The sequence below is a fragment of the Nocardioides sp. GXQ0305 genome (assembly GCF_050880345.1).
GTDB lineage: Bacteria > Actinomycetota > Actinomycetes > Propionibacteriales > Nocardioidaceae > Nocardioides.
This window is the reverse complement of record NZ_JBNYXG010000006.1, coordinates 40732-64770: the sequence shown is the minus strand read 5'-3', so window position 1 is coordinate 64770 and position 24039 is coordinate 40732. Positions and strand designations below refer to the sequence as shown.

Sequence of the window (24039 nt, the reverse complement as noted above, 5' to 3'; positions counted from 1 at the left end):
GGCCGGGCCCGCCGCCCGGCACGCGAGGCTACTGAGCCGGCTCGACCCTCAGTCGATCACCCCGCACGCCACGCGGGCACCGGCGTCACCGGTCGCCAGGGTGGTCGCGTCCGGCCCCGGCACGCCGGCCGTGGAGTAGCGATCGGGAATGTTGGCCAGGTTGTCCGGGCCGGCGTGGACCATCACGGCCGAGCCGTCGGCGTCCTGCAGCTCGGCCAGGCCGAACCGGTCGGTCGTGAACTGCGCGGAGGCCCGGCCGTCGTCGGTCACCAGCAGCGGCGGCATGTCGCCCGCATGGTCGCCGTGGTCGGTCGCGCCGCCGGTGTAGTGGCCGCCCGCCGTGGTGAACGGACCGGCCGGCGCGTCGGCCTCGCAGAGCCCGATCGCGTGGACGTGGAAGCCGTGGAAGCCCGGGGTCAGCCCCGCGGCGCGGCCTGACACCCGCACCGTGTCGTCGTGCTGGGTCAGGGTGACCCGGCCGACCTTCGCCCCGTCGACGCCCTTGAGCGTCACCCGGAGGACGGCGTGGCCGGCACCGGCCTGCTGGTGGTGGCCGGCGTGGCTGCCGGCGTCGACGTTCCCGGCAGCGCCGGTGACCGTCGTGGCGGCCGCCGCCGTGCACAGCGCCAGGGCTCCTCCGACGGCGATCCAGCGCGCGCGTGTACCTGTGGACATGATGCTCCCCCTCATCCGGTTGGCAGGTCCGGGTGGCGCAGCGGTCGCCTCGGGTCGGCCGGGGCGGCCGTCGGTCCCCGACCTTCGAAATTGCTCCCGTGGCGCGGCGCTGTCAAGGGGTCGGACCGGAGTAGCGTTGGTCCATGATCCGACTGCTGCTCTCGGTCGTCATCCAGCTGCTCGCCAACGCGCTGGGCCTGATCGTCGCCGCGTACTTCCTGGACGGCATGACGCTCACCGGGCCGGCCTTCCTCATCGCCGTGGTCATCTTCACGCTCGTCTACGCGATCTCCCAGCCTCTGTTCACCCAGATGGCGATGTCCCGCGTGCCCGCACTCCGGGGCGGGGTCGCCCTGATCGCCACGCTGGTGGGGCTGGTGGTCACGGCGTGGGTCAGCGACGGGCTCAGCATCGAGGGTGCGGAGACCTGGCTCGCCGCGACCGTGATCGTGTGGCTGGTGTCGCTGGTGGGCGTGCTGCTGCTGCCGCTGGTCCTGGTCAAGAAGCGCGTCGAGGAGAAGCGCGGCTGAAGGTCAGGAGCCCTCAGGGGTGGATCCGGAGCGCCCGCAGTCGCTCGTACGCCGGCCGGCAGGCCTCCGCGACGCCGGCGTCGTGGGACGAGAGGTCGACCTCACGCGGGCGGTACGGGGCGAACCCCGTCGACGCCCACACCGCGTCGTACCAGTGGGGAGCCCAGATGCCGTCGGAGTCGCGCGGCCCGGCCGGCCAGGCCAGCATCCGGTCGGTGAACGGGAGGCCGAGCCAGTCGCACAGCCACCGCAGGTGGGCCTCCGGGTCCCGGAGGAAGTCGGCGGCGTCGATGACCGGTGGCTGCGCGTCCAGTTGGTCGAGCAGATCGACCTGCTGCAGCAGCCCGATGTCGTCGGGCTCGCAGGCCTCGCGCGACTTCACGTACGACGCCACCACCTCGACCGGGTCGCGGATGAGCATGACGTTGCGGAGCCCCCGGGCCCACGCCAGGTCCTGACCGGGCGCGAGGTGGTGGGTCATCAGCTTGGCGTAGTGGACGGTGCGACCCGCCGGCAGCGGCGCCAGGAGGCCGGCCACGACCTGGTCGACGTCGGTGGGCTGGGACGCGATGACCTCGTCGCGGGCGGGGTGGTCGAGCCCGGTGCGCGCCAGGAAGGCGGCGTAGAACGGCTCGTCGACCACGACGGTGTCCGGTCGGTTCTCCCAGGACCGCATCATCGCGGTCGAGATGTTGCGCGGGCCGCTCCACATCGCGACCCGGACCGTCACGGCGCCACCCGGCCCGCCACGTCGCCGGCGACGTGGTCGGCGTACAGGGCCTGGAGCCGCTCGACCATCGGTCCGCGGGCGCCGGTGCCGATGGTGCGGCCGTCGACCGTGCGCACCGGGACCAGCCCGGCGAAGGTGCCGGTGACGAACGCCTCGCGGGCCGAGTAGACGTCGGTGAGGCTGAACGTGGTCTCGCGGGCGGGGATGCCGGCGCGTCGGCAGACCTCCAGCACGTTGCTGCGGGTGATGCCACTGAGGCAGAACCGGCCGTCGGAGGTCCACACCTCGTCCTGCGGGGTGACGATGAAGAAGTGGGTGGAGTTGCAGGTCGCGACGAATCCGTGCGGGTCGAGCATGAGTGCCTCGTCCGCGCCGGCGGTGTAGGCCTGGATGCAGGCGGCGATGTCGTTGAGCTTGCTGTGCGCGTTGAGCTTGGGGTCGAGGGTGTCGGGCGTGGCGCGGCGGACGTGGGTGGTGAAGAGCGTGATGCCCTCGGCCAGGGTCGCGGGCATCGGCTCCTTGTGCTCGGCGATGATCACCACCGTCGCGGGGCCCACCGTGACGCGCGGGTCCTGGTACGGCGTCGACTTCACGCCGCGGGTGACCATCAGCCGCACGTGGACGCCGTCGCGCATCTCGTTGGCGGCGAGGGTGCCGTAGATGGCGCGGGTGAGCTCCTCGCGGGTCATCCCGATGTCGAGCACGATCGCGGCGGCTCCCTGCCACAGCCGGTCGAGGTGGGCGTCGAGGAAGGCGGGGTGCCCGTCGTGGACGCGCAGCCCCTCCCACACGCCGTCGCCCAGGACGAACCCGGCGTCGAAGACCGAGACCACCGCCTCGGCGCGCGGGCGGAGCTCGCCGTTGACCCAGATCAGGACCCCGGCGTTGCGGGGGTCGTCGGCGTGGTCGTGGGTCCCGTGAGCCATACCGGCCACCCTAGGGGCGGCTGCTGCTCACGCGGCACGGGCGGCGATCGAAGTACCGCAGCGGGGGCAGTGACGGCCGGTGCAGAGGTCCAGATCCTGGCCGCACGCGCAGGTGTCGAGGCGGCGTTCGCGCGGCTCCAGGGGGTGGAGCGTGGCCCAGGCCTGTCGCTCGGTGGTCATCGTCGTCACCTCCCTCGGCGGTGGTTCGGAGCGGTGGCTCCGGCGGATGTGCTGTCGAGGAGGTGGACCCGGCGCAGCGGCAGGATTCATCGCGCAGCAGAGGGGAGCCGTCAGCGGCGTCGGACGCGGACCCGGTTGCGGTTCCCGTCGTCGTGCACGGCCGTCCGGCCGGCGCGGACCCGGACGGAGTTGTCGTCGCCCGAGACGGCCAGCGAGTCCAGGTGGCGGTAGCGCAGCGTGTTGTGGTCCCCGCCCACGGAGGCGTCGTAGCCGCGGCCGGTGGTGCGGAGGGCGTTGTGCGAGCCGGGGACCCGGGCCCGGGAGACGCGGTCGGCCGTGACCGTCGCACGACGGGCAGTGATCTGGGCGCTCTCGACCAGTCCCTCGACCGCCACGGTGGTGCGCGGCGAGGCGACCCGCAGGACCCGGACCGCGGCCGGCCGGACCTCCTGGTTCCGGCCCCGCACGACCAGGGTGTCGACCGACTTCGTGACGACGGTGTTCCCGTGCCCCCGGACCACCACGCGGGTCGCCGTGGGGATCCGCACGACGGCGTCGTCGGCGAGCACCGAGACCCTGCCGCAGGTGCCGTCGAGGTCGTAGGTGAGGCCGTCCCAGCGGAGCTCGACGGGTCCGTGGGAGCAGTCGACCGGGAGGGGGAGCACGGCCTCCGCGGTCGCGGCGGGCAGGCCGAGGGCGACGAGCAGGCCGGCGGTGACGGTGGCGAGACGACGGCGGGACACGGTGGGCTCCTTCTGCCATACCTTCAGTACGTACCGCGAGTATGGCAAGGGCCGGGCTCAGCCCTCCGTGGCCTCCTCGAGCGGTGCCGCGTCCTGGCCCCCGAGCAGCAACACGTAGGTGGCGCCGGCGATCACGCCGCCGACGATCGGCGCCAGCCAGAACGCCCACAGCTGCATGATCGGGTCGGCGCCCGCGAACAGCGCGGGGCCGGTCGACCGCGCCGGGTTCACCGAGGTGTTGCTGACCGGGATGCTGATCAGGTGGATCAGGGTGAGCGAGAGCCCGATGGCGATCGGCGCGAAGCCCTTGGGTGCCCGGGTGTCGGTGGCCCCCAGGATGACGTAGAGGAAGAACGCGGTGAGCACCACCTCGACGACCAGCACCGCCATGAGGGAGTAGCCCTCCGGGGAGAGGTCCCCGTAGCCGTTGGTCGCGAAGCCCGACTCCTTCGCACTGAACCCGTCGAGGCCGCTGGCGACGACCCACAGCACCGCCGCACCGGCGATCGCGGCGACCACCTGGGTCACGACGTACGCCGGGACGTCCTTCCACCCGAACCGCTTGGCGGTGGCCAGCCCGATCGTGATCGCAGGGTTGAAGTGACCGCCGCTCACGTGCCCGACGGCGTAGGCCATCGTCAGCACCGTGAGCCCGAAGGCGAACGAGACGCCGAGGAACCCGATGCCGACGTCGGGGACGCCGGCGGCCAGCACGGCGGCGCCACAGCCGCCGAAGACCAACCAGAAGGTGCCCAGGAACTCCGCTCCCAGGCGCTGCGCCATCGTGTGACCGTTCATGTCGGTCCTCCGGGGTGTGGGGGGACAGCACCTCATGATGACCGACCGGGCCCGTCGGCGGTAGAGGCCGTTCGACCCTGACCAGCGAGGGGTCCCCTCTGGCACAATCCGACCACCGACACGTCCCGGAGGTGGCGCCATGCGCATCCGTTCCCGCCTCGTCGCCGTGCCCACGGCGCTCCTGGTCTCGCTTCTGGCCGCCTGTGGAGGTGGCGGCGACAGCGCCGACTCCGACGACGGGAGCAGTGAGCCCGCCGCGTCCGGCGAGGGCGTCTGCGCGGGCGAGACCACCGACCTGCTCGCGGAGGTCTGCGAGGAGGGGGTGCTCACCGTGTCCACCGACCCGGCGTACCCGCCGCAGTCCAGGCTCAACGAGCAGACGGGTGAGTACGAGGGCTTCGACATCGACGTGGCGACCGAGATCGCCACCCGCCTCGGCGTCGAGGTCGGCTGGGAGACGCCGAGCTGGGACGTCATCACGGCCGGGAGCTGGAACGGTCGCTGGGACACCACGGTCGGCTCGATGACGCCCACCAACGACCGGCAGGAGGTGCTGTACTTCACCGAGCCGTACAACTTCGTCCCCGCCGTCGTCGTCGTCCAGGCCGACAACGACGAGGTCACCGACATCAGCACCGACCTCGACGGCGCGACCATCGGGGTCTGCTCCGGGTGCACCTACGAGCAGTTCCTGAACAAGGAGCTCGACATCGAGGGCTACACCTTCGACTTCGTCATCGACGACGCCGACGTGTCCGGTTACGACACCGACACGACGGCCCTGCAGGACCTCGCGAACGGGCGGGTCGACGCGGTGATCACGTCGGTCACCACGGCCCAGGGCTACATCGACGAGGGCAACCCGGTGAAGATCGTGGGCGACCCGGTGTTCAACGAGCCCCTGTCGGTGGGCTTCGACAAGAGCTCCGACCCGTCGTCGGAGAGCCTCTACGAAGCGGTCGACGGGATCGTCGCCGAGATGCACGAGGACGGCACCCTGTCGGGCATGGCCGAGGAGTGGTACGGCATCGACACCACCTCGCAGGAGTGACGGCGAGCACCATGGGCGGGGGGCCGGCACACGCCGGAGCGCGATGAGCGACTTCTGGGAGCGGCTGCAGCTCGCGTCGGCGCGGATCCCCTTCGGCGCGAAGAACGCCGCCGTCTGGGTCGCGCTCTTCGCCCTGATCGGCTTCTTCGGCAGCGCTGCCGGCTTCGACGTGCAGTGGATCCGGGACAACCTGCGCTACATCCTCGGCGGGCTGCCGTACACCGCGGCGATCGCGGTGGGCGGGATCGTCCTGGCCATCGTGCTGGCGCTGCTCGGCGCGCTGGCCCGGCTCTCCCGCAACGCCGTCGCGTACGGCGTCGCCGGCTTCTACGTGTCGTTCTTCCGCGGTACGCCGCTGATCGTGCAGATGTTCCTGATCTACCTGGCCCTGCCCCCGGTCGGTCAGAACCTCGCCGAGAAGTACACCTGGCTGCCCGAGGGCTTCGACGAGGTGCTGATCCTCGAGGCCGCGACCGCCGGCACCATCGCCCTCGGCCTGAACTACGGCGCCTACATGACCGAGATCTTCCGGGCCGGGATCCAGTCGGTCGCCGGCGGCCAGGGCGAGGCCGCCGACGCGCTCGGCATGAAGTACCTCCAGAAGATGCGCCGGGTGGTGCTGCCGCAGGCCTTCCGCGTGATCATCCCGCCCACCGGCAACGAGTTCATCGCGATGATGAAGGACACCGCCCTGGTGTCGTTCCTCGGCGTGACCGCCGCCAGCGCCGAGATCTTCCGCCGCTCCCAGCTGGTCGGCAAGGCGGACTTCAAGAACCTCGAGGCGTACGTCGCCGTCGCCCTGATCTACTGGGCCCTCACCGTGCTCTTCACGTTCTTCCAGGGCCGCCTCGAGGCCCGCGTCGGCCGAGGCTACGACCGAGAGCACGTCGTGCGCGCGATGCAGGCCCAGGAGCCGCACTGATGGCGCGCGACGTCGTCGTCCGGCTGGACGGGCTGCACAAGAGCTTCGGCCACCTCGAGGTGGTCCGGGGCGTCGACCTCGAGGTGCACCGCGGCGAGGTCGTGGTGGTGTTCGGGCGCTCCGGGTCGGGCAAGTCGACGGTGCTGCGCTGCGTCAACTTCATCGACGACCCCACCGCGGGCTCCGTCGAGGTGGCGGGCATCCGGCTGGAGGGCGGCTACCGGACCCGGCGCAAGCGCGAGCAGATCCGCCGGCTCCGACTGCACGTCGGGATGGTGTTCCAGCAGTTCAACCTGTTCCCGAACATGACCGTCCTCGACAACGTCACCTGCGCACCGCGCTGCGCCGGCCGCGGGACGGACGAGGAGATCGTCCGGCGCGCCGAGGACCTGCTCGACCGGGTCGGGCTGGCCGACAAGGCGGCGGAGCACCCGATCCGGCTCTCCGGCGGCCAGCAGCAGCGGGTGGCGATCGCCCGGGCGCTGGCCATGGAGCCCGACGTGATGCTCTTCGACGAGCCGACGTCCGCCCTGGACCCCGAGCTCACCGGCGAGGTGCTGTCGGTGATGAAGTCGCTCTCCACGGAGATGCACATGACGATGATGGTGGTGACCCACGAGATGGGCTTCGCCCGCGAGGTCGCCGACCGGATGGCGTTCTTCCACGAGGGCCGGATCCTCGAGGAGGGCCCGCCCGACCAGCTGATCGGCTCACCGGCGCACGAGGAGACCCGGGCCTTCCTGGACGCCGTGCTCTGACTCCCACGCCGGGGTCCCGCCTCTCAGCGGCGCACGACGACGACCTCGTACTCCGTCGCGGTCGGTGGGAAGCCGGTGTCGAACTTCGCGTTCGCGACGGCCAGCTTGCCGCCGAGGCGGGCCACGGTCGTGGGGAACTGGAACAGCGGGCTGGTGACGGTTCCCTCCAGCTCGCCGGCCCGGAAGCCACGCTGCAGGCTCCACACGCTGATCCGGTTGTCGGCGTTCTGAACCGCGTACAGCTCGCGACGCTGGAGGAGGATCCCGTCGACGTTCGGGACGCTGACGCCCGCGATCGTGGAGCTGTCACCGGTCGAGGCGTCGACCAGGTTGAGGAGCCCGGTGGCGGAGTGGGCGACGATGAGCTTCTCGCCACGCTCGACCGCCTGGATGCCGTTGTTGTTGAACGCGCCACTCAGGTCGGCGGCCGGGCCGCTCAAGGTCAGTGTCGTGACGTCATCGGAGGGCGCGCCGTCGACCATCGGGACGAAGTACAGGAGCGCCTGGGCGGAGTCGGTGAACCAGGCGCCGTCCTTGGTCAGCGCGACGTCGTTGATGAACGTCGGCGTCGGTGGAGTCTGGAACTGGTACGACGTCACGGGAGCACCGGTCCGGGTGCTGTAGACGTAGCCCTGTCCCGTGGGGCCGCCGGCCACGAAGAGCAGCTCGGCGGACTTGCTCGCCTTCATGCCGGCGGCGAAACGGCCGTCAGGGGCGTCGATGAACTTCTCGGCCGACCCCTGCTTCCTGCCGCGGAAGACGTCGCCGGTCAGCAGGTCCCCGGCGAAGAACGTCGACCCGTTGAAGCGGGCGACGCCTTCGGTGCCCGTGGCGCCCGGTAGCACGATCGCCCGGTCCTCGTCGTCGGCGGCGGCCGGTGCCGTCAGCGCCGCCATCGCGACCAGGGCCGTCAGGACGGCACGTGTCACGGATCTTGTCGGAGTGGTCATGGCGGTTGCCTCCCTCTCGCGGCCAACCGCCCCATGCCCTGCCGCGTCGTCGGTCTTCCCCCTAGGGTCTGTCCGCGCGGGGGATGGCACAAGGGCGGGTGACGTTTGAACGGCGATTCAGTAGCATCGTCGGGCGGGGCAGCCCGGGGGAGGAGACCGAGATGATCCGGACGACGCCGTTCCACGCGCGGCTCACCGAGCTCAACGACCAGCACCTCTACACGCACTGGTCCGGCCACCTGTCAGCGCTGCGTTACTCGAGCGCGCCGAAGCACGAGTACTTCGCGGTGCGCAACGGGGTCGGGGTCTTCGACACCTCACCCCTGTTCAAGTGCCGGATCACCGGGCCGGACGCGGAGGCGTTCCTCGCCGGCCTGATGGTGCGTGACGTCGCGGCCTGCCGCCCCGGACGGGCGGCGTACACGCTGTGGTGCGACGACCGGGGGTACGTGCGGGACGACGGCGTGGTCTTCCGGCACGGGGAGCGGGAGTTCCTGCTCACCTCGGCCCGACCGGTGCTCGGCTGGCTGACCGACCACCGGCACCGGATGCGCGTCGACCTGGAGGACGTCACCGACGAGCACGGGATGCTCGCGGTCCAGGGTCCGCGGTCGCGCGACGTGCTCGCCGCGCTGGTCCCGGAGGTGACCGACCTGCGCTACTTCGGCGTCGTGGAGGCCAAGGTCGGCTCCGTGCCCGTCGTCGTGTCCCGCACCGGGTACACCGGTGACCTCGGGTTCGAGCTGCTGGTGCCGGCCGAGGACGCGGTGCCGGTGCTGGACGCCGTCCTCGAGGCCGGCCGGCCGCACGGCCTCCGGCCGTTCGGCGAGGACGCGCTGATGACGCTGCGGATCGAGGCCGGGCTGCCGCTGGGCGACATCGAGTGGCACGACAGCCGTACGGCGTGGACCGACCACGACCGGGTCACCCCGAAGGAGCTGGGCCAGGGCTGGATGCTCAAGGGCGTGCGCGACGGGACCCGCCGCTTCGTCGGCAGCCAGGCGATCCGGCGCGAGCTGGTCGACGGCACCTCGCGCTGGGCCACGACCGGCATCGTCGTCGACTGGGCCGACTGGGACCGGCTGCACCGCGACGCGGGCGAGCTGCCCACCAAGGACCCCGAGCAGCTCGGGTGGGAGCAGTGGCTGCGGGCCGACGCGGAGGGGGTGGGCGAGCAGGTGGGCTACGTGACCAGCTTCTGCTACTCGCCGGTGCTGCAGCGACACATCGGCCTGGCGCGGGTGCGCCCGGGCCTCGCCGACCCCGGCACGGTCCTGCACATGGAGACCACGCTGCACCACGGCACCCACATGGTCGCCGTGACCACCGCCCGCCTGCCCTTCTTCAACCCCGCCCGAAAGACGGCCACGCCATGACCGACCCCAGCCCGACGTCCACCCCGACGTTCAGCCCGACCGGGCGCACCGCCACGTCGTACGACGCCATCGTCGTCGGCGGCGGCCACAACGGCCTCACGAACGCCGCCTACCTCGCCAAGGCCGGCCTGCGCACGCTGGTCCTCGAGCAGCGCCACCTCGTCGGCGGCGCGGCCATCACCGAGGAGCTGCGTCCCGGCTTCTCGTTCACCACGTTCTCGTATGCGCTCAGCCTGCTGCGGCCGGAGATCATCCACGAGCTCGACCTGGTCGAGCACGGGTTCATGCCGCTGATGATGCCCGGCGACTTCCACCCGACCGGCGACGGCGGCTACCTGCTCTTCGGCGACGACGAGGAGCAGAACGTGCAGATGATCCGGCGTCACTCGCGCCACGACGCCGACGCCTACACCCGCTACAACTACGACGTCGACCGGGTCATCCAGACGGTGCGGCCGCTGTTCGACAACCCGCCGCCGAACATCTTCGGCAGCGACCCCGAGGACCAGGCCGACGTGGCCTGGCTGCTCAAGCACCTCGGCAGCGTGGACCGGAGGACGATCCACGACACCGTCCGGATGCTCACCGGGAGCGCCGCCGACCTGCTGGACGACTACTTCGAGTACGAGCCGCTCAAGGGCTACCTCGCGTCGTCGTCCAACATCGGCCACCAGATCGGTCCGATGGCCGGTGGATCCGGGCTGGTGCTGCTCTACCACAAGATGGGGGAGCACGACGGGCACCTCGGCGCCTGGGCCTTCCACAAGGGCGGCAACGGCGGCTTCACCCAGGTGCTGGCGCGCGCGGCCCAGGCGTACGGCGCGGAGATCGAGCTGGAGGCCCGGGTCTCCTCCTTGCTCACCCGGGACGGCCGTGCCACCGGCGTCGTGCTCGCCGACGGCACCGAGCTGACCGCGCCCGTCGTGGTCTCCGCCCTCGACGCCCGCCGTACCTTCCTGGAGCTGGTCGACCCGCGTGAGCTGCCCGACGACCTGGTCGACGACGTCCGCCGCACCCGCTACCGCGGCACGTCCGCCAAGGTGAACTTCGCCCTCGACGGGATGCCGGAGTTCCCCGGCCTCGCCGGTGCGGCCCCGTTCGGCGGGTTCATCAACATCGGCCCGACGCTCGAGTACCTCGAGCGGGCCTACGACGCCGCCAAGTACGGCTGGTACTCCGACCGGCCGTTCATCGACGGGGCCCTGCAGTCGGTGATCGACCCCGACATGGCGCCCCCGGGCAAGCACGTGCTGTCGTGCTTCGTCCAGCACGCGCCGTACCAGCTGCGCGAGAGCGACTGGGAGACCGAGCGGGACGCGTTCGGCGACAAGGCGCAGGCGGTGCTCGAGGAGCACTTCCCGGGCTTCGGCGACCTGGTCCTGCAGCGGGAGGTCGTCACCCCGCCCGACATCGAGCGGCTCACCGGCCTGTCCGAGGGGAACATCTTCGCCGGCGAGTTCCTCGCCCCGCAGATGTACTTCTTCCGCCCCTCGCCGGGGTGGAGCCGGTACGCCACCCCGATCGAGGGCTACTACCAGTGCGGGTCGGGCACCCACCCCGGCGGCTGCGTGATCGGCTCGCCCGGCCGCTTCGCCAGCCAGCGGATCCTGCGCGACCGGACCCGGGGCCGGTAGCGGCCTGCCGGTACCGGAACGGGGCCGGACCGCTGATAGGGTCGGGCCCGATCGACATCCTTTAACGATCCGTCCCGTGAGGCGGAGAAGGAGGTACGACTGAGGTGGAGCCTGCCCCCGCGATCCTCGTCCTCGAGGACGGCCGCACCTTCCGCGGCCACACCTACGGCGCCGTGGGCGAGACCTTCGGCGAGGCGGTGTTCTCGACCGGCATGACCGGTTACCAGGAGACCCTCACCGATCCCAGCTACCACCGGCAGGTGGTGGTGATGACCGCCCCCCACGTCGGCAACACCGGCATGAACGACGACGACCCCGAGTCGTCGCGGATCTGGGTCAGCGGCTACGTCGTCCGCGACCCGGCCCGACTGCCGTCGAGCTGGCGCTCGCGCCGCAGCCTCGACGACGCGCTGCGCGACCAGGGCGTGGTCGGGATCTCCGGCGTCGACACCCGGGCCCTCACCCGTCACCTGCGCGAGCGGGGCGCGATGCGGGTCGGCATCTCCTCGGTCGAGACCGACCCGGACGCGCTGCGCGACCGGGTGCTGGCGTCGTCTCCCATGGTGGGGAGCGACCTCGCGGCCGAGGTCACCACACCAGCCCCGTACGTCGTGCCGGCGGTGGGGGAGAAGCGCTTCACCGTCGCCGCGCTCGACCTCGGCATCAAGGCGAACACCCCGCGGATGCTGGCCGAGCGCGGGGTCGAGGTGCACGTGCTGCCGGCGACCGCGTCGCTCGACGATATCCGGGCCGTCGGCGCGGACGGGCTGTTCTTCTCCAACGGCCCGGGCGACCCGGCGGCCACCACCAGCCAGGTGGAGCTGCTCCAGGGCGCACTCGCGGCCGGCGTGCCCTACTTCGGCATCTGCTTCGGCAACCAGCTCTTCGGCCGCGCGCTCGGGTTCGGCACCTACAAGCTGACCTACGGCCACCGCGGCATCAACCAGCCGGTGATGGACCGGACCACCGGCAAGGTCGAGGTCACCGCCCACAACCACGGCTTCGCCGTCGACGCGCCGCTGGACGAGTCGACGACCACGCCCTTCGGCGAGGCCACGGTCTCCCACGTCTGCCTCAACGACGACGTCGTCGAGGGCCTCGAGCTGCGCGACGACGCCGGCGCGCTGCGCGCGTTCAGCGTGCAGTACCACCCGGAGGCCGCCGCCGGCCCCCACGACGCCGCCTACCTCTTCGACAGGTTCACGGATCTCCTGGAGGCCGCCCGATGAGCACAGGGTTGAGTTGGGCGCGCCTCTCGGTTGACGTGGGGGTTGCGCACACAGCGCAGCGAGGCGCACCCAACACAACGTGCCCCTCCTCGTCGCTTGGCGGGTTTCGGAAGGAGCGTGGCTGATGCCGCGGCGAGATGATCTGCAGAGCGTGCTGGTGATCGGGTCCGGCCCGATCGTGATCGGGCAGGCGTGCGAGTTCGACTACTCGGGCACCCAGGCGTGCCGCGTGCTGCGCCAGGAGGGGCTGCGCGTGGTGCTGGTCAACTCCAACCCGGCGACGATCATGACCGACCCGGAGTTCGCCGACGCGACGTACGTCGAGCCGATCACGCCGGACTTCGTGGAGAAGGTGATCGAGAAGGAGCGCCCCGACGCGCTGCTCGCGACGCTGGGCGGCCAGACCGCGCTCAACACCGCGATCGCGCTCGACGAGAGCGGTGTCCTCGAGAAGTACGGCGTGGAGCTGATCGGTGCCTCCATCGAGGCGATCAACCGCGGCGAGAACCGTGAGTCCTTCAAGCAGATCGTCGAGCGGCTCGGCGGCGAGGTGGCCCGCTCGGTCATCTGCCACACCACGGACGAGCTGCTGGCCGGGGCCGACGAGCTCGGCTACCCGCTCGTCGTACGGCCGTCGTTCACGATGGGCGGCTCCGGCTCGGGGATGGCCTTCGACGAGGCGGACCTGCGTCGCATCGGCGGCGGCGGGCTCACGGCGTCCCCGACCAGCGAGGTGCTCCTCGAGGAGTCGATCCTCGGCTGGAAGGAGTACGAGCTCGAGGTGATGCGCGACCGGGTCGACAACGTCGTCATCGTCTGCTCGATCGAGAACCTCGACCCGATGGGCGTCCACACCGGCGACTCGATCACCGTCGCGCCCGCGATGACGCTGACCGACCGCGAGTACCAGCACCTGCGCGACCTCTCCATCGGCATCATCCGCGAGGTCGGGGTCGACACCGGCGGGTGCAACATCCAGTTCGCCGTCAACCCCGACGACGGCCGGGTGGTGGTGATCGAGATGAACCCGCGGGTCTCCCGCTCCAGCGCGCTGGCGTCGAAGGCGACCGGGTTCCCGATCGCCAAGATCGCCGCCAAGGTCGCGATCGGCTACACGCTCGACGAGATCCCCAACGACATCACCACCCGGCCCGACGGTCAGAGCACGCCGGCCAGCTTCGAGCCGACGCTCGACTACGTCGTGGTGAAGGTGCCCCGGTTCGCGTTCGAGAAGTTCCCCGGCGCCGATCCCGCCCTCACCACCCACATGAAGTCGGTCGGCGAGGCGATGGCGATCGGGCGCAACTTCACCGAGGCGCTGCAGAAGGCGCTGCGCTCGCTGGAGAGCAAGGACGCGCCGTTCGACTGGAGCCACCGGCACATCGAGCTCGACAAGGAACGGCTGCTGGCCGAGGCGGCGACGCCCCACGACGGCCGGCTGCGGGTCGTGATGGACGCCATCCGGGCCGAGGCCACCCCTCAGGAGGTCCACGACGCGACCGGCATCGACCCGTGGTTCGTCGACCAGCTGTGCCTGCTCAACGAGGTGGCCCAGTCGCTGATCAACGCCCCCGAGCTGACCCCCGGGCTGCTGCGGCTGGCCAAGCGTCACGGCTTTTCCGACGCCCAGCTCGGCCGGATCCGCGACCTCGACGAGGCCGTCGCCCGCGGGGTCCGGCACGCGCTCGGCATCCGGCCGGTCTTCAAGACCGTCGACACCTGCGCCGCCGAGTTCGCCGCGGCGACGCCGTACCACTACAGCTCCTACGACGAGGAGACCGAGGTCGCCCCGCGCGAGCGGGCGGCCGTGGTGATCCTCGGCTCCGGGCCCAACCGGATCGGCCAGGGCATCGAGTTCGACTACAGCTGCGTGCACGCCTCCCTCGCCCTGAGCGAGGCCGGGTACGACACGGTGATGGTCAACTGCAACCCCGAGACCGTCTCCACCGACTACGACACCTCCGACCGGCTCTACTTCGAGCCGCTCACCCTCGAGGACGTGCTCGAGGTGGTCCACGCCGAGCGGCAGGCGGGCCCGATCGCGGGCGTGATCTGCCAGCTCGGCGGACAGACCCCGCTCGGCCTGGCACAGGGGCTCGCCGAGGCCGGCGTCCCGATCGTCGGCACCACGCCCGAGGCGATCCACCTCGCCGAGGAGCGCGGCGCCTTCGGCCGGGTGCTGGCCGAGGCCGGGCTGCCGGCGCCCAAGCACGGCATGGCGGCGTCGTTCGACGAGGCGCAGCAGATCGCCCACGAGGTCGGCTACCCGGTGCTGGTGCGGCCGTCGTACGTCCTGGGCGGCCGCGGCATGGAGATCGTGTACGACGACGCGGCGCTGGAGTCCTACATCGGCCGGGCGACCGCCATCAGCCCGGAGCGGCCGGTGCTGGTCGACCGGTTCATCGACGACGCGGTCGAGATCGACGTCGACGCCCTCTTCGACGGCGAGGAGCTCTACCTCGGCGGCGTGATGGAGCACATCGAGGAGGCCGGCATCCACTCCGGCGACTCCTCGTGCGCGCTGCCCCCGATCACGCTCGGCGCCACCGAGGTACGCCGGATCCGCGACGCCACCGAGGCGATCGCCCGCGGTGTGGGTGTGCGCGGGCTGATCAACATCCAGTTCGCCCTCGGCTCCGACGTGCTCTACGTCCTCGAGGCCAACCCGCGTGCCTCCCGGACGGTGCCGTTCGTCTCCAAGGCGACCGCGGTGCCACTGGCGAAGGCCGCGGCGCGGGTGATGCTGGGCGAGCCGATCGCCTCGCTGCGGGCGGCCGGCGTGCTGGCGGCCGAGGGCGACGGGGGAGACCTGCCGCCCGACGCCCCGATCGCGGTGAAGGAGGCGGTGATGCCGTTCAACCGCTTCAAGACCCCCGACGGGCAGACCGTCGACACCGTGCTCGGCCCCGAGATGCGCTCGACGGGCGAGGTGATGGGGTTCGACGGGTTCTTCGGCCGGGCGTTCGCGAAGTCGCAGGCCGCGGCATACGGCCCGCTGCCGACCCGCGGCCGGGTGTTCGCGAGCATGGCCAACCGCGACAAGCGGACCATGATCTTCCCGATCAAGCGGCTGGCCGACCTCGGGTTCGAGGTGCTCGCCACCCAGGGCACTGCCGAGGTGCTGCGCCGCAACGGGATCGACGCGCAGGTGGTCCGCAAGCACTTCGAGGGCGAGGGCCCGGACGGCGAGCAGACCACCGTGCAGCTCATCGCCGCCGGCGAGATCGACCTGATCGTCAACACGCCCCACGGCACCGGCTCCGGCGGCGCGGTCCGCACCGACGGGTACGAGATCCGCACCGCCGCCGTCCTCGCCAACGTCCCCTGCATCACCACCGTGCAGGGCCTCGGCGCCGCCGTGCAGGGCATCGAGGCGATGCGGGCCGGTGAGATCGGCGTCCGGTCGCTCCAGGACTGGGCCGCCCGTTGACCGGCTCCGCCCTCCGTGGTCGAAGCCCTGCGTCGGTGCGGGGGTTTCGAGGCTCAGGCCCGGGGGGCCTTCGCACCTCAACCTCCGACGGGGGCCGTGCGCGCCATCGGAGCTTGAGGTGCGGGGCCGGCCACGGCCGAGCCTCGAAACCCCGGGACCATGGGCAGGGCCAGGCATGACGGTGTACGACCTCCTGTTCCGGCACGCACTGGCCCGGGTCGACCCCGAGCGGGCCCACCACCTGGGCTTCCGGGCGGTGCGCGCGGGGAGGCCCCTGCTGGAACGGCTGCCCCACGCCGACGCGCCGGTGAGGGCGATGGGACTCACGTTCCCGCACCCGCTCGGCCTCGCCGCCGGCTTCGACAAGAACGCCGAGGGGATCGACGCGCTCGCCGCCCTCGGGTTCGGGCACGTCGAGGTCGGCACCGTGACCGGCGAGCCGCAGCCGGGAAACCCGCAGCCCCGGCTGTTCCGTCTTGCCGACGACCGGGCCCTCGTCAACCGGATGGGCTTCAACAACGACGGCGCCGCGGTCGTGGCCCACCGGCTCGCCTCGCGGCAGCGCTCGCGCGGGGACCGTCCCGGGCCGGTGCTGGGGGTCAACATCGGCAAGACCAAGCTGGTGCCCGACGACGACCAGCCGGCGGTCGAGGCCGACTACCGCAAGAGCGCCCGGCTGCTCGCGCCGTACGCCGACTACCTGGTCGTCAACGTGTCCTCACCGAACACCCCGGGGCTGCGCAGCCTGCAGGCGGTCGACCGGCTCGCCCCGCTGCTGGACGCGGTGCGCGACGAGGCCGACCGGGCGGCCGGCGACCGCCGCGTGCCCCTGCTGGTGAAGATCGCGCCGGACCTCGCCGACGACGACGTGTGCGCGGTCGCCGACCTGGCGCTGGACCGTGGCCTCGACGGGATCATCGCCACCAACACCACGACCTCGCGCGCCGCGCTCGCCAGCGACGTGGCCCAGGTGCAGCGGATCGGTGCCGGCGGCCTCTCGGGGCAGCCCCTGCGGGCCCGCGCGACCGAGGTGGTGCGGCTGCTGCGGGAGCGGGTCGGCCCCGACCTCGCCCTGGTCGGGGTTGGCGGCATCACCACCGTCGACGACGCCCGCGAGCGGCTGGCCGCAGGGGCGACGCTGCTGCAGGCCTACACGGCCTTCGTCTACGAGGGTCCGTTCTGGCCGCGGCGCATCGTCCAGGGGCTGCGGGGCGACCGATGACGAGCACCGTCCTCGAGCGCACGCCGCTGCACGTCACGGGCGAGCTGCTCTCGTCGCGCCGGATCGGTGCCCATCACCACGTCACCCTCGTCGCGCCCGGGGTGGCGGAGCGGTTCCGCCCCGGCACCTTCGTCGCCGTCACCACGGGACCGGAGCGGCTGGCCCGCCGCGCCTTCTGGATCCACAAGGTCAAGACCTCGGGTGGCTACGGCGCGACGCTCGAGCTGGTCGTCGAGCCGCGCGGTGCCGGCACCTCCTGGCTGGTGTCCCAGCCTGCAGGCACGCCGCTGGCCGTCACCGGCCCCCTCGGCCGCCCGTTCGCGCTCCCCACCGAGCCGGTGGCGTGCCTGCTCGTGGGGGAGGGGTACGCCGCCGCGCCGCTGTTCCCGCTGGCCGAGCGGCTGCGCGAGCGCGACTGTCCCGTCAGCCTGCTCGTCGCCGGCTCCGACGAGGCCGACCTGCTCTCCGCGCTGGAGGCCCGGCGCTCGGCCCGGGCGGTCACGGTCGTCACCGCCGACGGCTCGGTGGGCCGGCGCGGCACGGTCGCCGACGTCGTCGACGAGGTGCTCCAGGGCGCGGGTGCGGCCGTGGTCTACGCCGCCGGGACGATCCCGACCCTGCACGCGGTGGCGTCGGCCGCCGAGCAGGCCGGCGCCTGGAGCCAGGTGGCGATCGAGCAGCCGCTGACGTGCGCGACCGGCCTGTGCCACGGGTGCCCGCTGCCGGTGGTCGGCGAGAGCGGGTCACCGCGGTTCGTCCGCGCCTGCGCCGACGGACCGGTGCTGCGCGGCGACCGGGTCGTGTGGGACGAGCTGGTCGGCCCATGAGCCTGGACCTCCACGCCCCGGTGATGGTCGCCGCCGGATGCGGCGGCACCGGCCGCGAGCTCGCGGCGTACGGCGCGCTGGCCGACCTCGGCGGCTTCGTCACCCGCTCGATCACGATCGCGGCCCGGCCCGGTGGGCCGGGCCCCCGGGTCCTGGAGACGCCGTCGGGCCTGGTCCACGCCGTGGACCTCCAGAACCCCGGCCTCGACCAGTTCCTCGCCCTCGAGCTGCCGTGGCTGGTGCAGCAGGACGCCCGGGTGTTCGTGTCGATCGTCGGCCGCACCCTGGGGGAGTACGCCGAGCTCGCCCGCCGGCTGGGCCGGGCGCCGGGCATCGCGGGGATCGAGGTCAACCTCTCGCCGCCGGACGCGTCGGCGGCCGGCGTGTTCGACGTCCGGGAGCCGTTCCACGCGGCCTCGGTCGTCGCGGCGGTCCATCGCGACCTCCCGCGCGGCACGCCCGTGCTGGCCAAGCTCCGCAGCGACGTGCTGCGCGTGGCCGAGAGTGCCCGTTCGGTGCTGGACGCGGGTGCCGACGCGGTGGTGGTGGGCAACGCGCTCCCCGCGGCGATGCCCGACGGGCGCCCCGCCGGACTGAGCGGCCCGGCCACCCGGCCGCTCGCGCTGCGGTGCCTGGTCGAGGTCGCCGCTGCGGCGCCCGGTGCGACCGTCGTCGCGTGCGGCGGGATCGGGTCCGCCGAGGACGCCCGGGCCGCCCTCGACAACGGCGCGAGCGCCGTCCAGGTCGGCACCGCCCTGCTCCACGACCCCACCACCGCCCATCGGCTGCTGGCCGAGATGGAGGAGATCACGGCATGACCGTCCCCGAGCCGTTCGGCGCCCGGCTGCACCGGACGATGGCCGAGCGCGGCCAGCTCTGCGTCGGCATCGACCCCCACGCCGCGCTGCTCGAGGAGTGGGGCCTCCCCGACGACGCGTCCGGCCTGGAGCGGTTCGCGCTCGGCGCGGTCGAGGCGGTCGCGCCGCTGGTGCCGGTCGTGAAGCCGCAGTCGGCCTTCTACGAGCGGTTCGGGAGCCGCGGCGTGGCGGTCCTCGAACGGGTCGTCGCCCGCGCCCGGGAGGCCGGCGCCCTCGTGCTGCTCGACGTCAAGCGCGGCGACATCGGCTCGACCACGCAGGCGTACGCCGACGCCTACCTCGACCCGACGTCCCCCCTCTGCGCCGACGCGGTGACCGCCAGCCCGTACCTGGGCTTCGGGTCCCTCGACCCGCTCCTCGACACCGCCCGCCGCCACGGCGGCGGCGTGTTCGTGCTGGCGCTCACCTCCAACAAGGAGGGCCCCGAGGTGCAGCACGCGGTCGGCCCCGACGGCCGCACCGTGGCCGGAACCGTCCTCGACCGGCTGCGCCACCTCAACGCCGGGGCGGAGCCGCTGGGGTCGTTCGGGGCCGTCGTCGGCGCCACCATCGGCGCCACCGAGGAGCCGCTGGAGATCAACGGGCCGCTGCTGGCTCCCGGGTACGGCGCCCAGGGGGGTACCGCCGCCGACCTGCGCCGGATCTTCGGGACCGCCGCGCGCGCGGTGCTGCCGAGCACCTCGCGCGAGGTGCTGCGGCTCGGCCCGGACCCCCGCGCCCTGGCCGACGCGTGCCGGCGGGCGGGCGAGGAGCTGGCCGAGGCGCTGGCGTGAGGAGGGCCGCGCTGCTCGCCGGGTGCGCGCTGGTCCTCGCCGGCTGCGGCGAGCCCAGCGCCGAGGAGGTCCGTTCCGACTACTGCGCCACGGTCGAGGAGAAGCAGCGAGCACTGAGCGATGCGCTCGCCGATCGGTCGCCGACCGCGCTGCTCGACGCGCAGCCGATCTTCGCCGACCTGTCCGCCGCCGCCCCCGGAGACATCGCGGACGAGTGGCGGGTCGTCGTGGAGGCCGTCGAGGGGCTCGACGAGGCGCTCACCGACGCCGGCGTCGACCCCGCGACGTACGACCCGGACGAGCCGCCCCCCGACCTCACCCGCGAGCAGCGGGAGGCGATCGAGCGGGCCGCTGCGGAGCTGCTGAACCCCCGCACCCAGGAGGCCGTCGCGGCGGTCGACCAGCAGGCTCGTGACGTGTGCCGGACGCCACTGTTCCAGTGACGCGACGCCGGCCGCGCCGATTGCAGGTGGCGAGGCCGGATGGCTAGATTGACCCAACCTGACCCGCCGAGCCCTTCGAAGGGAACAACTGACCCGTGGCCCTGCCTCCTCTCACACCCGAACAGCGTGCCGCGGCCCTCGAGAAGGCCGCCGCCTCCCGACGGGAACGGGCCGAGGTCAAGAGCCGGCTGAAGCATTCCGGCGCCTCGATCTCCGAGGTGCTGCGCGAGGGGGAGCGCAACGAGGTCATCGGCAAGATGCGGGTGCTCGACCTGCTCCAGGCGATGCCCGGCCTCGGCAAGGTCCGTGCCCGCCAGGTGATGGAGCGGCTCGGGATCGCCGAGAGCCGCCGGGTCCGCGGACTCGGCGCCAAGCAGGTCGCCGCGCTGCAGCGCGAGTTCGGCGTCCAGGACTCCGGCAGGTGACGGGGGCCGGCGCAGGCCGGTCCCGGCTGGTCGTGCTCGCCGGCCCCACGGCGGTCGGCAAGGGCACCGTCGCGGCCAGCGTGCGCGCCCACCACCCGGAGGTGTGGATCTCGGTCTCGGCGACCACCCGCCCGGCGCGACCCGGTGAGGTCGACGGGGTGCACTACCGGTTCGTCGACGACGCCGAGTTCGACCGGATGGTCGCCGAGGGCGAGCTGCTCGAGTGGGCGGTGGTCCACCGGGCCGCGCGCTACGGGACCCCCCGGCAACCGGTCGAGGAGGCCCTCGCCGCCGGTCGGCCGGCGTTGCTCGAGATCGACCTGCAGGGCGCCCGCCAGGTCCGTGCGTCGATGCCGGACGCCCTCTTCGTCTTCCTCAAGCCGCCGTCGTGGGAGGAGCTGGTCCGCCGGCTGACCGGACGCGGCACCGAGACCGCCGCCGACCAGGCCCGTCGGCTCGAGACCGCGAGTGAGGAGCTGGCCGCCGAGGAGGAGTTCGACGTGACCATCGTCAACCACGAAGTTCACGCTGCCGCGGAGGAGTTGGTAGCCTTGATGACACCTGTCCGGGGGCACGAGAGCCCCTGATCCCCGATCACCCCAGCGAGGCTTCACGCGTGTCTGCTCCCACCATCGCCGCCGAGGGCGTCACCAACCCCCCGATCGACGAGCTGCTCACCAAGACCGACAGCAAGTACAAGCTGGTCCTCTACAGCGCCAAGCGCGCCCGCCAGATCAACGCCTACTACTCGCAGCTGGGCGAGGGCCTGCTCGAGTACGTCGGCCCGCTCGTCGACACCCACGTGCAGGAGAAGCCGCTGTCGATCGCGCTCCGCGAGATCAACGACGACCTTCTCACCTGCGAGGACGTCGACCCGGCCGAGCTCGCTGCCGAGGAGGAGGCCCGCAAGCAGGCCTCCCTCGAGGCGTCGTTCGGCTCGGGTGCCCCGGGTGCGCCTGCGGGCGAGTGACCTGACGGGTCGATGACCACCCACGACGAGGCCGTTCCCCCTGCCGGGGAGCGGCACTCTGTCGTCTCGGGGGCGAGGCCCCGGGTCGTGCTCGGGGTCACCGGCGGAATCGCGGCGTACAAGGCGTGCGAGCTGCTGCGGCTGCTCACCGAGTCGGGCCACGACGTCACCGTCGTCCCGACCGAGTCGGCCCTGAGGTTCGTGGGTGCGCCTACGTGGGCCGCGCTCTCGGGCAAGCCCGTCCACACCGGCGTCTGGGACGACGTCCACGAGGTGCCCCACGTCCGGATCGGCCAGTCGGCCGACCTGGTGGTGGTCGCCCCCGCCACGGCCGACCTGCTGGCGAAGGCCGCCCACGGGCTCGCCGACGACCTGCTCACCAACACGCTGCTGACCGCGCGCTGCCCGGTCGTGCTCGCGCCGGCGATGCACACCGAGATGTGGGAGCACGCCGCCACGGCTGCCAACGTCGCCACCCTGCGCGAGCGCGGCGTGGTCGTCGTCGAGCCGGCCGAGGGTCGGCTCACCGGCGCCGACTCCGGCAAGGGCCGGCTGCCCGAGCCCGCCGAGATCTTCGAGCTGGCGCTCGAGGTGCTGGCCCGCGGCGTCCCCCGCGCCGACCTCGCCGGCCGCCGCGTCGTGGTCTCGGCAGGCGGGACCCGGGAGCCGCTCGACCCGGTCCGGTTCCTCGGCAACCGCTCCTCGGGCCGACAGGGGTACGCCCTCGCCCGCGCCGCCGCCTCGCGCGGCGCCGAGGTCACCCTGGTCAGCGCCAACGTGTCGCTGCCCGACCCGGCCGGGGTCAAGGTGGTCCGGGTCGAGACGACCGGCCAGCTCCGCGACGCGGTCGTCGGTGCCGCGGCCACCGCCGACGCCGTGGTCATGGCGGCGGCGCCGGCCGACTTCCGGCCCGCCTCGGTGAGCGGCAGCAAGATCAAGAAGGCCGGCGACGGGTCGGCCGCCCCCCTCGAGCTGGAGCAGAACCCCGACGTCCTCGCCGAGCTGTCCCGCGACCGGGTCCGGCCCGGGACCATCATCGTCGGCTTCGCCGCCGAGACCGGCGACGACGCCGGCGGGGTGCTCGACCACGCGCGCGACAAGCTGGCCCGGAAGGGCTGCGACCTGCTCGTCGTCAACGACGTCAGCGGGGGAGCGGTGTTCGGCAGCGACGACAACCAGGCGGTGATCCTGGCGGCCGACGGCTCGGTCGTCGAGGTGCCGCTCGGCACCAAGGCGGCCCTCGCCCACGTCGTGTGGGACGAGGTCGCCCGGCGATTCGGGACCTGAGACCCCCGTCCCGCATGCTGGTCCACCAGTAAGGTGGTCGAACCTGTTCTGCCCAACGAGAGCGAGCTGCCCGTGCCTGGACGCCTCTTCACCTCCGAGTCGGTCACCGAGGGCCACCCCGACAAGATCGCCGACCGGATCAGCGACACCGTCCTGGACTACCTCATGGAGCACGACGACGACCCCGCCAACCTCCGTACGGCGGTGGAGACGCTGCTCACCACCGGCCTGGTGGTCGTCGCCGGCGAGGTCCGGACCACGGCGTACGCCCCGGTCGCCGAGCTGGTCCGCGAGGCGATCCTCGAGATCGGCTACGACTCCTCCGAGAAGGGCTTCGACGGCACCACCTGCGGAGTCCAGGTCGCCATCGGCGCCCAGAGCCTCGACATCGCGGCCGGGGTCGACGACGGCCACGAGGCGCGGGTGGGCTCCTCCGACGACGAGCTCGACCGGCGCGGTGCCGGCGACCAGGGCCTGATGTTCGGCTACGCCAGCGACGACACCCCCGAGCTGATGCCCCTGCCGATCGTGATCGCCCAGCGGCTCTCGCAGCGGCTGACCGAGGTCCGCAAGGACGGCACGCTCGGCTACCTGCGGCCCGACGGCAAGACCCAGGTCACCATCGAGTACGACGCCGACGACCGCCCCGTGCGGGTCGACACCGTGGTGCTGTCCACCCAGCACGCCGACGACGTCGAGCACCCGACGCTGGAGGGGGACGTCAAGAAGCACGTCATCGACACCGTGCTCGACACCTTCGACATCCCCTCCTCGGACTACCGGCTGCTCGTCAACCCGACCGGCAAGTTCGTGGTCGGCGGCCCGATGGGCGACGCCGGCGTGACCGGACGCAAGATCATCGTCGACACCTACGGCGGCATGGCCCGCCACGGTGGCGGCGCCTTCTCCGGCAAGGACCCCTCCAAGGTCGACCGGTCCGCCGCGTACGCCATGCGGTGGGTGGCCAAGAACGTCGTAGCCGCCGGGCTCGCCCGCCGCTGCGAGGTCCAGGTCGCCTACGCCATCGGCAAGGCCGCGCCCGTCGGCGTGTTCGTGCAGACCTTCGGCACCGGCGTGGTCTCCGACGAGGAGATCCAGCGGGCCGTGCTCGAGGTCTTCGACCTCCGGCCCGCGGCGATCATCCGCGACCTCGACCTGCTGCGGCCCATCTACGCCATGACCTCCGCCTACGGCCACTTCGGTCGCGAGCTCCCCGAGTTCACCTGGGAGCGCACCGACCGGGCCGAGGCGCTGAAGGCGGCCGTCGGTCGGTGAGGGCGGT

At 72.5% G+C, this 24039-nt stretch carries 24 protein-coding genes; 18 read left to right on the top strand and 6 right to left on the bottom strand.

All coding sequences use genetic code 11. From position 1 onward, the window contains the following. Positions 1-48: 48 nt before the first annotated feature. Positions 49-675 (bottom strand): superoxide dismutase family protein, encoded by a 627-nt coding sequence (locus tag ACQ1X7_RS15595; RefSeq protein ID WP_432479142.1) that lies wholly within the window; start codon positions 673-675, stop codon positions 49-51. A gap of 143 nt (positions 676-818) precedes the next feature. Between ACQ1X7_RS15595 and ACQ1X7_RS15590 the strand changes: the two genes are divergently transcribed. Beyond that, complete coding sequence (locus ACQ1X7_RS15590) at positions 819-1205, top strand: phage holin family protein (RefSeq protein WP_432479141.1); 387 nt, start codon at positions 819-821, stop codon at positions 1203-1205. Between the two features lie 13 nt (positions 1206-1218). Here the strand turns inward: ACQ1X7_RS15590 and ACQ1X7_RS15585 are convergent, their stop codons facing one another. From ACQ1X7_RS15585 to aqpZ, 4 genes are all read right to left on the bottom strand, one after another. Beyond that, positions 1219-1935 (bottom strand): HAD family hydrolase, encoded by a 717-nt coding sequence (locus tag ACQ1X7_RS15585; protein WP_432479140.1) that lies wholly within the window; start codon positions 1933-1935, stop codon positions 1219-1221. Further along, the gene (locus tag ACQ1X7_RS15580; protein ID WP_432479139.1) at positions 1932-2861 is read right to left on the bottom strand and encodes an aminotransferase class IV; all 930 of its coding nucleotides are present in this window, start codon (positions 2859-2861) and stop codon (positions 1932-1934) included. Before ACQ1X7_RS15580 ends, ACQ1X7_RS15585 begins: the two co-directional genes overlap by 4 nt. A 290-nt stretch (positions 2862-3151) precedes the next feature. Then, on the bottom strand, positions 3152-3784 hold the full coding sequence (locus ACQ1X7_RS15575) for a DUF3060 domain-containing protein (RefSeq protein ID WP_432479138.1): 633 nt from the start codon (positions 3782-3784) through the stop codon (positions 3152-3154). 57 nt (positions 3785-3841) lie between these two features. Then, positions 3842-4567, bottom strand: coding sequence for an aquaporin Z (aqpZ, locus tag ACQ1X7_RS15570; RefSeq protein ID WP_432479137.1), 726 nt, complete (start codon positions 4565-4567; stop codon positions 3842-3844). A 154-nt stretch (positions 4568-4721) separates the two neighbouring features. On the opposite strand from aqpZ, the gene ACQ1X7_RS15565 reads away from it, so the two are divergent. The 3 genes from ACQ1X7_RS15565 to ACQ1X7_RS15555 are packed head-to-tail and all read left to right on the top strand — an operon-like array spanning position 4722 to position 7313. Beyond that, on the top strand, positions 4722-5633 hold the full coding sequence (locus ACQ1X7_RS15565; RefSeq protein ID WP_432479136.1) for a transporter substrate-binding domain-containing protein: 912 nt from the start codon (positions 4722-4724) through the stop codon (positions 5631-5633). A 43-nt stretch (positions 5634-5676) separates the two neighbouring features. Next, complete coding sequence (locus ACQ1X7_RS15560; RefSeq protein ID WP_432479135.1) at positions 5677-6555, top strand: amino acid ABC transporter permease; 879 nt, start codon at positions 5677-5679, stop codon at positions 6553-6555. After that, positions 6555-7313 (top strand): amino acid ABC transporter ATP-binding protein, encoded by a 759-nt coding sequence (locus ACQ1X7_RS15555; protein ID WP_432479134.1) that lies wholly within the window; start codon positions 6555-6557, stop codon positions 7311-7313. The genes ACQ1X7_RS15560 and ACQ1X7_RS15555 overlap by 1 nt, the downstream gene beginning before the upstream one ends. A 23-nt stretch (positions 7314-7336) precedes the next feature. On the opposite strand, the gene ACQ1X7_RS15550 is transcribed toward ACQ1X7_RS15555, so the two are convergent. Then, positions 7337-8242 (bottom strand): hypothetical protein, encoded by a 906-nt coding sequence (locus ACQ1X7_RS15550; protein WP_432479133.1) that lies wholly within the window; start codon positions 8240-8242, stop codon positions 7337-7339. A gap of 182 nt (positions 8243-8424) precedes the next feature. On the opposite strand from ACQ1X7_RS15550, the gene ACQ1X7_RS15545 reads away from it, so the two are divergent. The 14 genes from ACQ1X7_RS15545 (at position 8425) to metK (ending at position 24032) form a co-directional block, all read left to right on the top strand. After that, a complete protein-coding gene (locus ACQ1X7_RS15545) occupies positions 8425-9639 on the top strand; it encodes an aminomethyltransferase family protein (RefSeq protein WP_432479132.1) in 1215 nt (404 codons plus the stop codon). Then, positions 9636-11273 carry a phytoene desaturase family protein gene (locus ACQ1X7_RS15540; RefSeq protein WP_432479131.1) on the top strand — a complete coding sequence of 546 codons (1638 nt, stop codon included), beginning with the start codon at positions 9636-9638 and terminating at the stop codon, positions 11271-11273. Before ACQ1X7_RS15545 ends, ACQ1X7_RS15540 begins: the two co-directional genes overlap by 4 nt. 104 nt (positions 11274-11377) lie before the next feature. Then, positions 11378-12502 carry a glutamine-hydrolyzing carbamoyl-phosphate synthase small subunit gene (carA, locus tag ACQ1X7_RS15535; protein WP_432479130.1) on the top strand — a complete coding sequence of 375 codons (1125 nt, stop codon included), beginning with the start codon at positions 11378-11380 and terminating at the stop codon, positions 12500-12502. Between the two features lie 124 nt (positions 12503-12626). Continuing rightward, positions 12627-15932, top strand: coding sequence for a carbamoyl-phosphate synthase large subunit (carB, locus tag ACQ1X7_RS15530; protein WP_432479129.1), 3306 nt, complete (start codon positions 12627-12629; stop codon positions 15930-15932). A 175-nt stretch (positions 15933-16107) separates the two neighbouring features. Further along, positions 16108-17154 (top strand): quinone-dependent dihydroorotate dehydrogenase, encoded by a 1047-nt coding sequence (locus tag ACQ1X7_RS15525; protein ID WP_432479128.1) that lies wholly within the window; start codon positions 16108-16110, stop codon positions 17152-17154. Beyond that, positions 17151-17981 carry a hypothetical protein gene (locus ACQ1X7_RS15520; protein ID WP_432479127.1) on the top strand — a complete coding sequence of 277 codons (831 nt, stop codon included), beginning with the start codon at positions 17151-17153 and terminating at the stop codon, positions 17979-17981. The genes ACQ1X7_RS15525 and ACQ1X7_RS15520 overlap by 4 nt, the downstream gene beginning before the upstream one ends. After that, positions 17978-18799 (top strand): nitronate monooxygenase, encoded by an 822-nt coding sequence (locus ACQ1X7_RS15515; protein ID WP_432479126.1) that lies wholly within the window; start codon positions 17978-17980, stop codon positions 18797-18799. The genes ACQ1X7_RS15520 and ACQ1X7_RS15515 overlap by 4 nt, the downstream gene beginning before the upstream one ends. Next, positions 18796-19632 carry an orotidine-5'-phosphate decarboxylase gene (gene pyrF / locus ACQ1X7_RS15510; RefSeq protein ID WP_432479125.1) on the top strand — a complete coding sequence of 279 codons (837 nt, stop codon included), beginning with the start codon at positions 18796-18798 and terminating at the stop codon, positions 19630-19632. The genes ACQ1X7_RS15515 and pyrF overlap by 4 nt, the downstream gene beginning before the upstream one ends. Beyond that, positions 19629-20075 carry a hypothetical protein gene (locus ACQ1X7_RS15505; RefSeq protein ID WP_432479124.1) on the top strand — a complete coding sequence of 149 codons (447 nt, stop codon included), beginning with the start codon at positions 19629-19631 and terminating at the stop codon, positions 20073-20075. The genes pyrF and ACQ1X7_RS15505 overlap by 4 nt, the downstream gene beginning before the upstream one ends. Before the next feature lie 95 nt (positions 20076-20170). Then, entirely contained in the window at positions 20171-20500 is a 330-nt protein-coding gene (gene mihF / locus ACQ1X7_RS15500; protein WP_432479123.1) for an integration host factor, actinobacterial type, read from the top strand. Beyond that, on the top strand, positions 20497-21087 hold the full coding sequence (gene gmk / locus ACQ1X7_RS15495) for a guanylate kinase (RefSeq protein ID WP_432479122.1): 591 nt from the start codon (positions 20497-20499) through the stop codon (positions 21085-21087). Before mihF ends, gmk begins: the two co-directional genes overlap by 4 nt. Before the next feature lie 29 nt (positions 21088-21116). Next, positions 21117-21470: a DNA-directed RNA polymerase subunit omega gene (gene rpoZ / locus ACQ1X7_RS15490; RefSeq protein ID WP_432479121.1), complete on the top strand. Its 354-nt coding sequence runs from the start codon at positions 21117-21119 to the stop codon at positions 21468-21470. A 12-nt stretch (positions 21471-21482) separates the two neighbouring features. Then, positions 21483-22757 (top strand): bifunctional phosphopantothenoylcysteine decarboxylase/phosphopantothenate--cysteine ligase CoaBC, encoded by a 1275-nt coding sequence (coaBC, locus tag ACQ1X7_RS15485; protein ID WP_432479120.1) that lies wholly within the window; start codon positions 21483-21485, stop codon positions 22755-22757. A 72-nt stretch (positions 22758-22829) separates the two neighbouring features. Then, entirely contained in the window at positions 22830-24032 is a 1203-nt protein-coding gene (gene metK / locus ACQ1X7_RS15480) for a methionine adenosyltransferase (protein ID WP_432479119.1), read from the top strand. Positions 24033-24039: the final 7 nt, after the last annotated feature.

What these genes read in the sequence shown, in the direction of transcription:
- ACQ1X7_RS15520 (WP_432479127.1), top strand. Translation starts at nt 17,151, where the DNA reads ATGACGAGCACCGTCCTCGAGCGCACGCCGCTGCACGTCACGGGCGAG.
- ACQ1X7_RS15560 (WP_432479135.1), top strand. Translation starts at nt 5,677, where the DNA reads ATGAGCGACTTCTGGGAGCGGCTGCAGCTCGCGTCGGCGCGGATCCCC.
- ACQ1X7_RS15525 (WP_432479128.1), top strand. Translation starts at nt 16,108, where the DNA reads ATGACGGTGTACGACCTCCTGTTCCGGCACGCACTGGCCCGGGTCGAC.
- ACQ1X7_RS15565 (WP_432479136.1), top strand. Translation starts at nt 4,722, where the DNA reads ATGCGCATCCGTTCCCGCCTCGTCGCCGTGCCCACGGCGCTCCTGGTC.
- ACQ1X7_RS15580 (WP_432479139.1), bottom strand. Translation starts at nt 2,861, where the DNA reads ATGGCTCACGGGACCCACGACCACGCCGACGACCCCCGCAACGCCGGG.
- ACQ1X7_RS15545 (WP_432479132.1), top strand. Translation starts at nt 8,425, where the DNA reads ATGATCCGGACGACGCCGTTCCACGCGCGGCTCACCGAGCTCAACGAC.
- ACQ1X7_RS15595 (WP_432479142.1), bottom strand. Translation starts at nt 675, where the DNA reads ATGTCCACAGGTACACGCGCGCGCTGGATCGCCGTCGGAGGAGCCCTG.
- coaBC (WP_432479120.1), top strand. Translation starts at nt 21,483, where the DNA reads ATGACCACCCACGACGAGGCCGTTCCCCCTGCCGGGGAGCGGCACTCT.
- ACQ1X7_RS15515 (WP_432479126.1), top strand. Translation starts at nt 17,978, where the DNA reads ATGAGCCTGGACCTCCACGCCCCGGTGATGGTCGCCGCCGGATGCGGC.
- pyrF (WP_432479125.1), top strand. Translation starts at nt 18,796, where the DNA reads ATGACCGTCCCCGAGCCGTTCGGCGCCCGGCTGCACCGGACGATGGCC.
- ACQ1X7_RS15540 (WP_432479131.1), top strand. Translation starts at nt 9,636, where the DNA reads ATGACCGACCCCAGCCCGACGTCCACCCCGACGTTCAGCCCGACCGGG.
- ACQ1X7_RS15555 (WP_432479134.1), top strand. Translation starts at nt 6,555, where the DNA reads ATGGCGCGCGACGTCGTCGTCCGGCTGGACGGGCTGCACAAGAGCTTC.
- ACQ1X7_RS15590 (WP_432479141.1), top strand. Translation starts at nt 819, where the DNA reads ATGATCCGACTGCTGCTCTCGGTCGTCATCCAGCTGCTCGCCAACGCG.
- aqpZ (WP_432479137.1), bottom strand. Translation starts at nt 4,567, where the DNA reads ATGGCGCAGCGCCTGGGAGCGGAGTTCCTGGGCACCTTCTGGTTGGTC.
- carB (WP_432479129.1), top strand. Translation starts at nt 12,627, where the DNA reads ATGCCGCGGCGAGATGATCTGCAGAGCGTGCTGGTGATCGGGTCCGGC.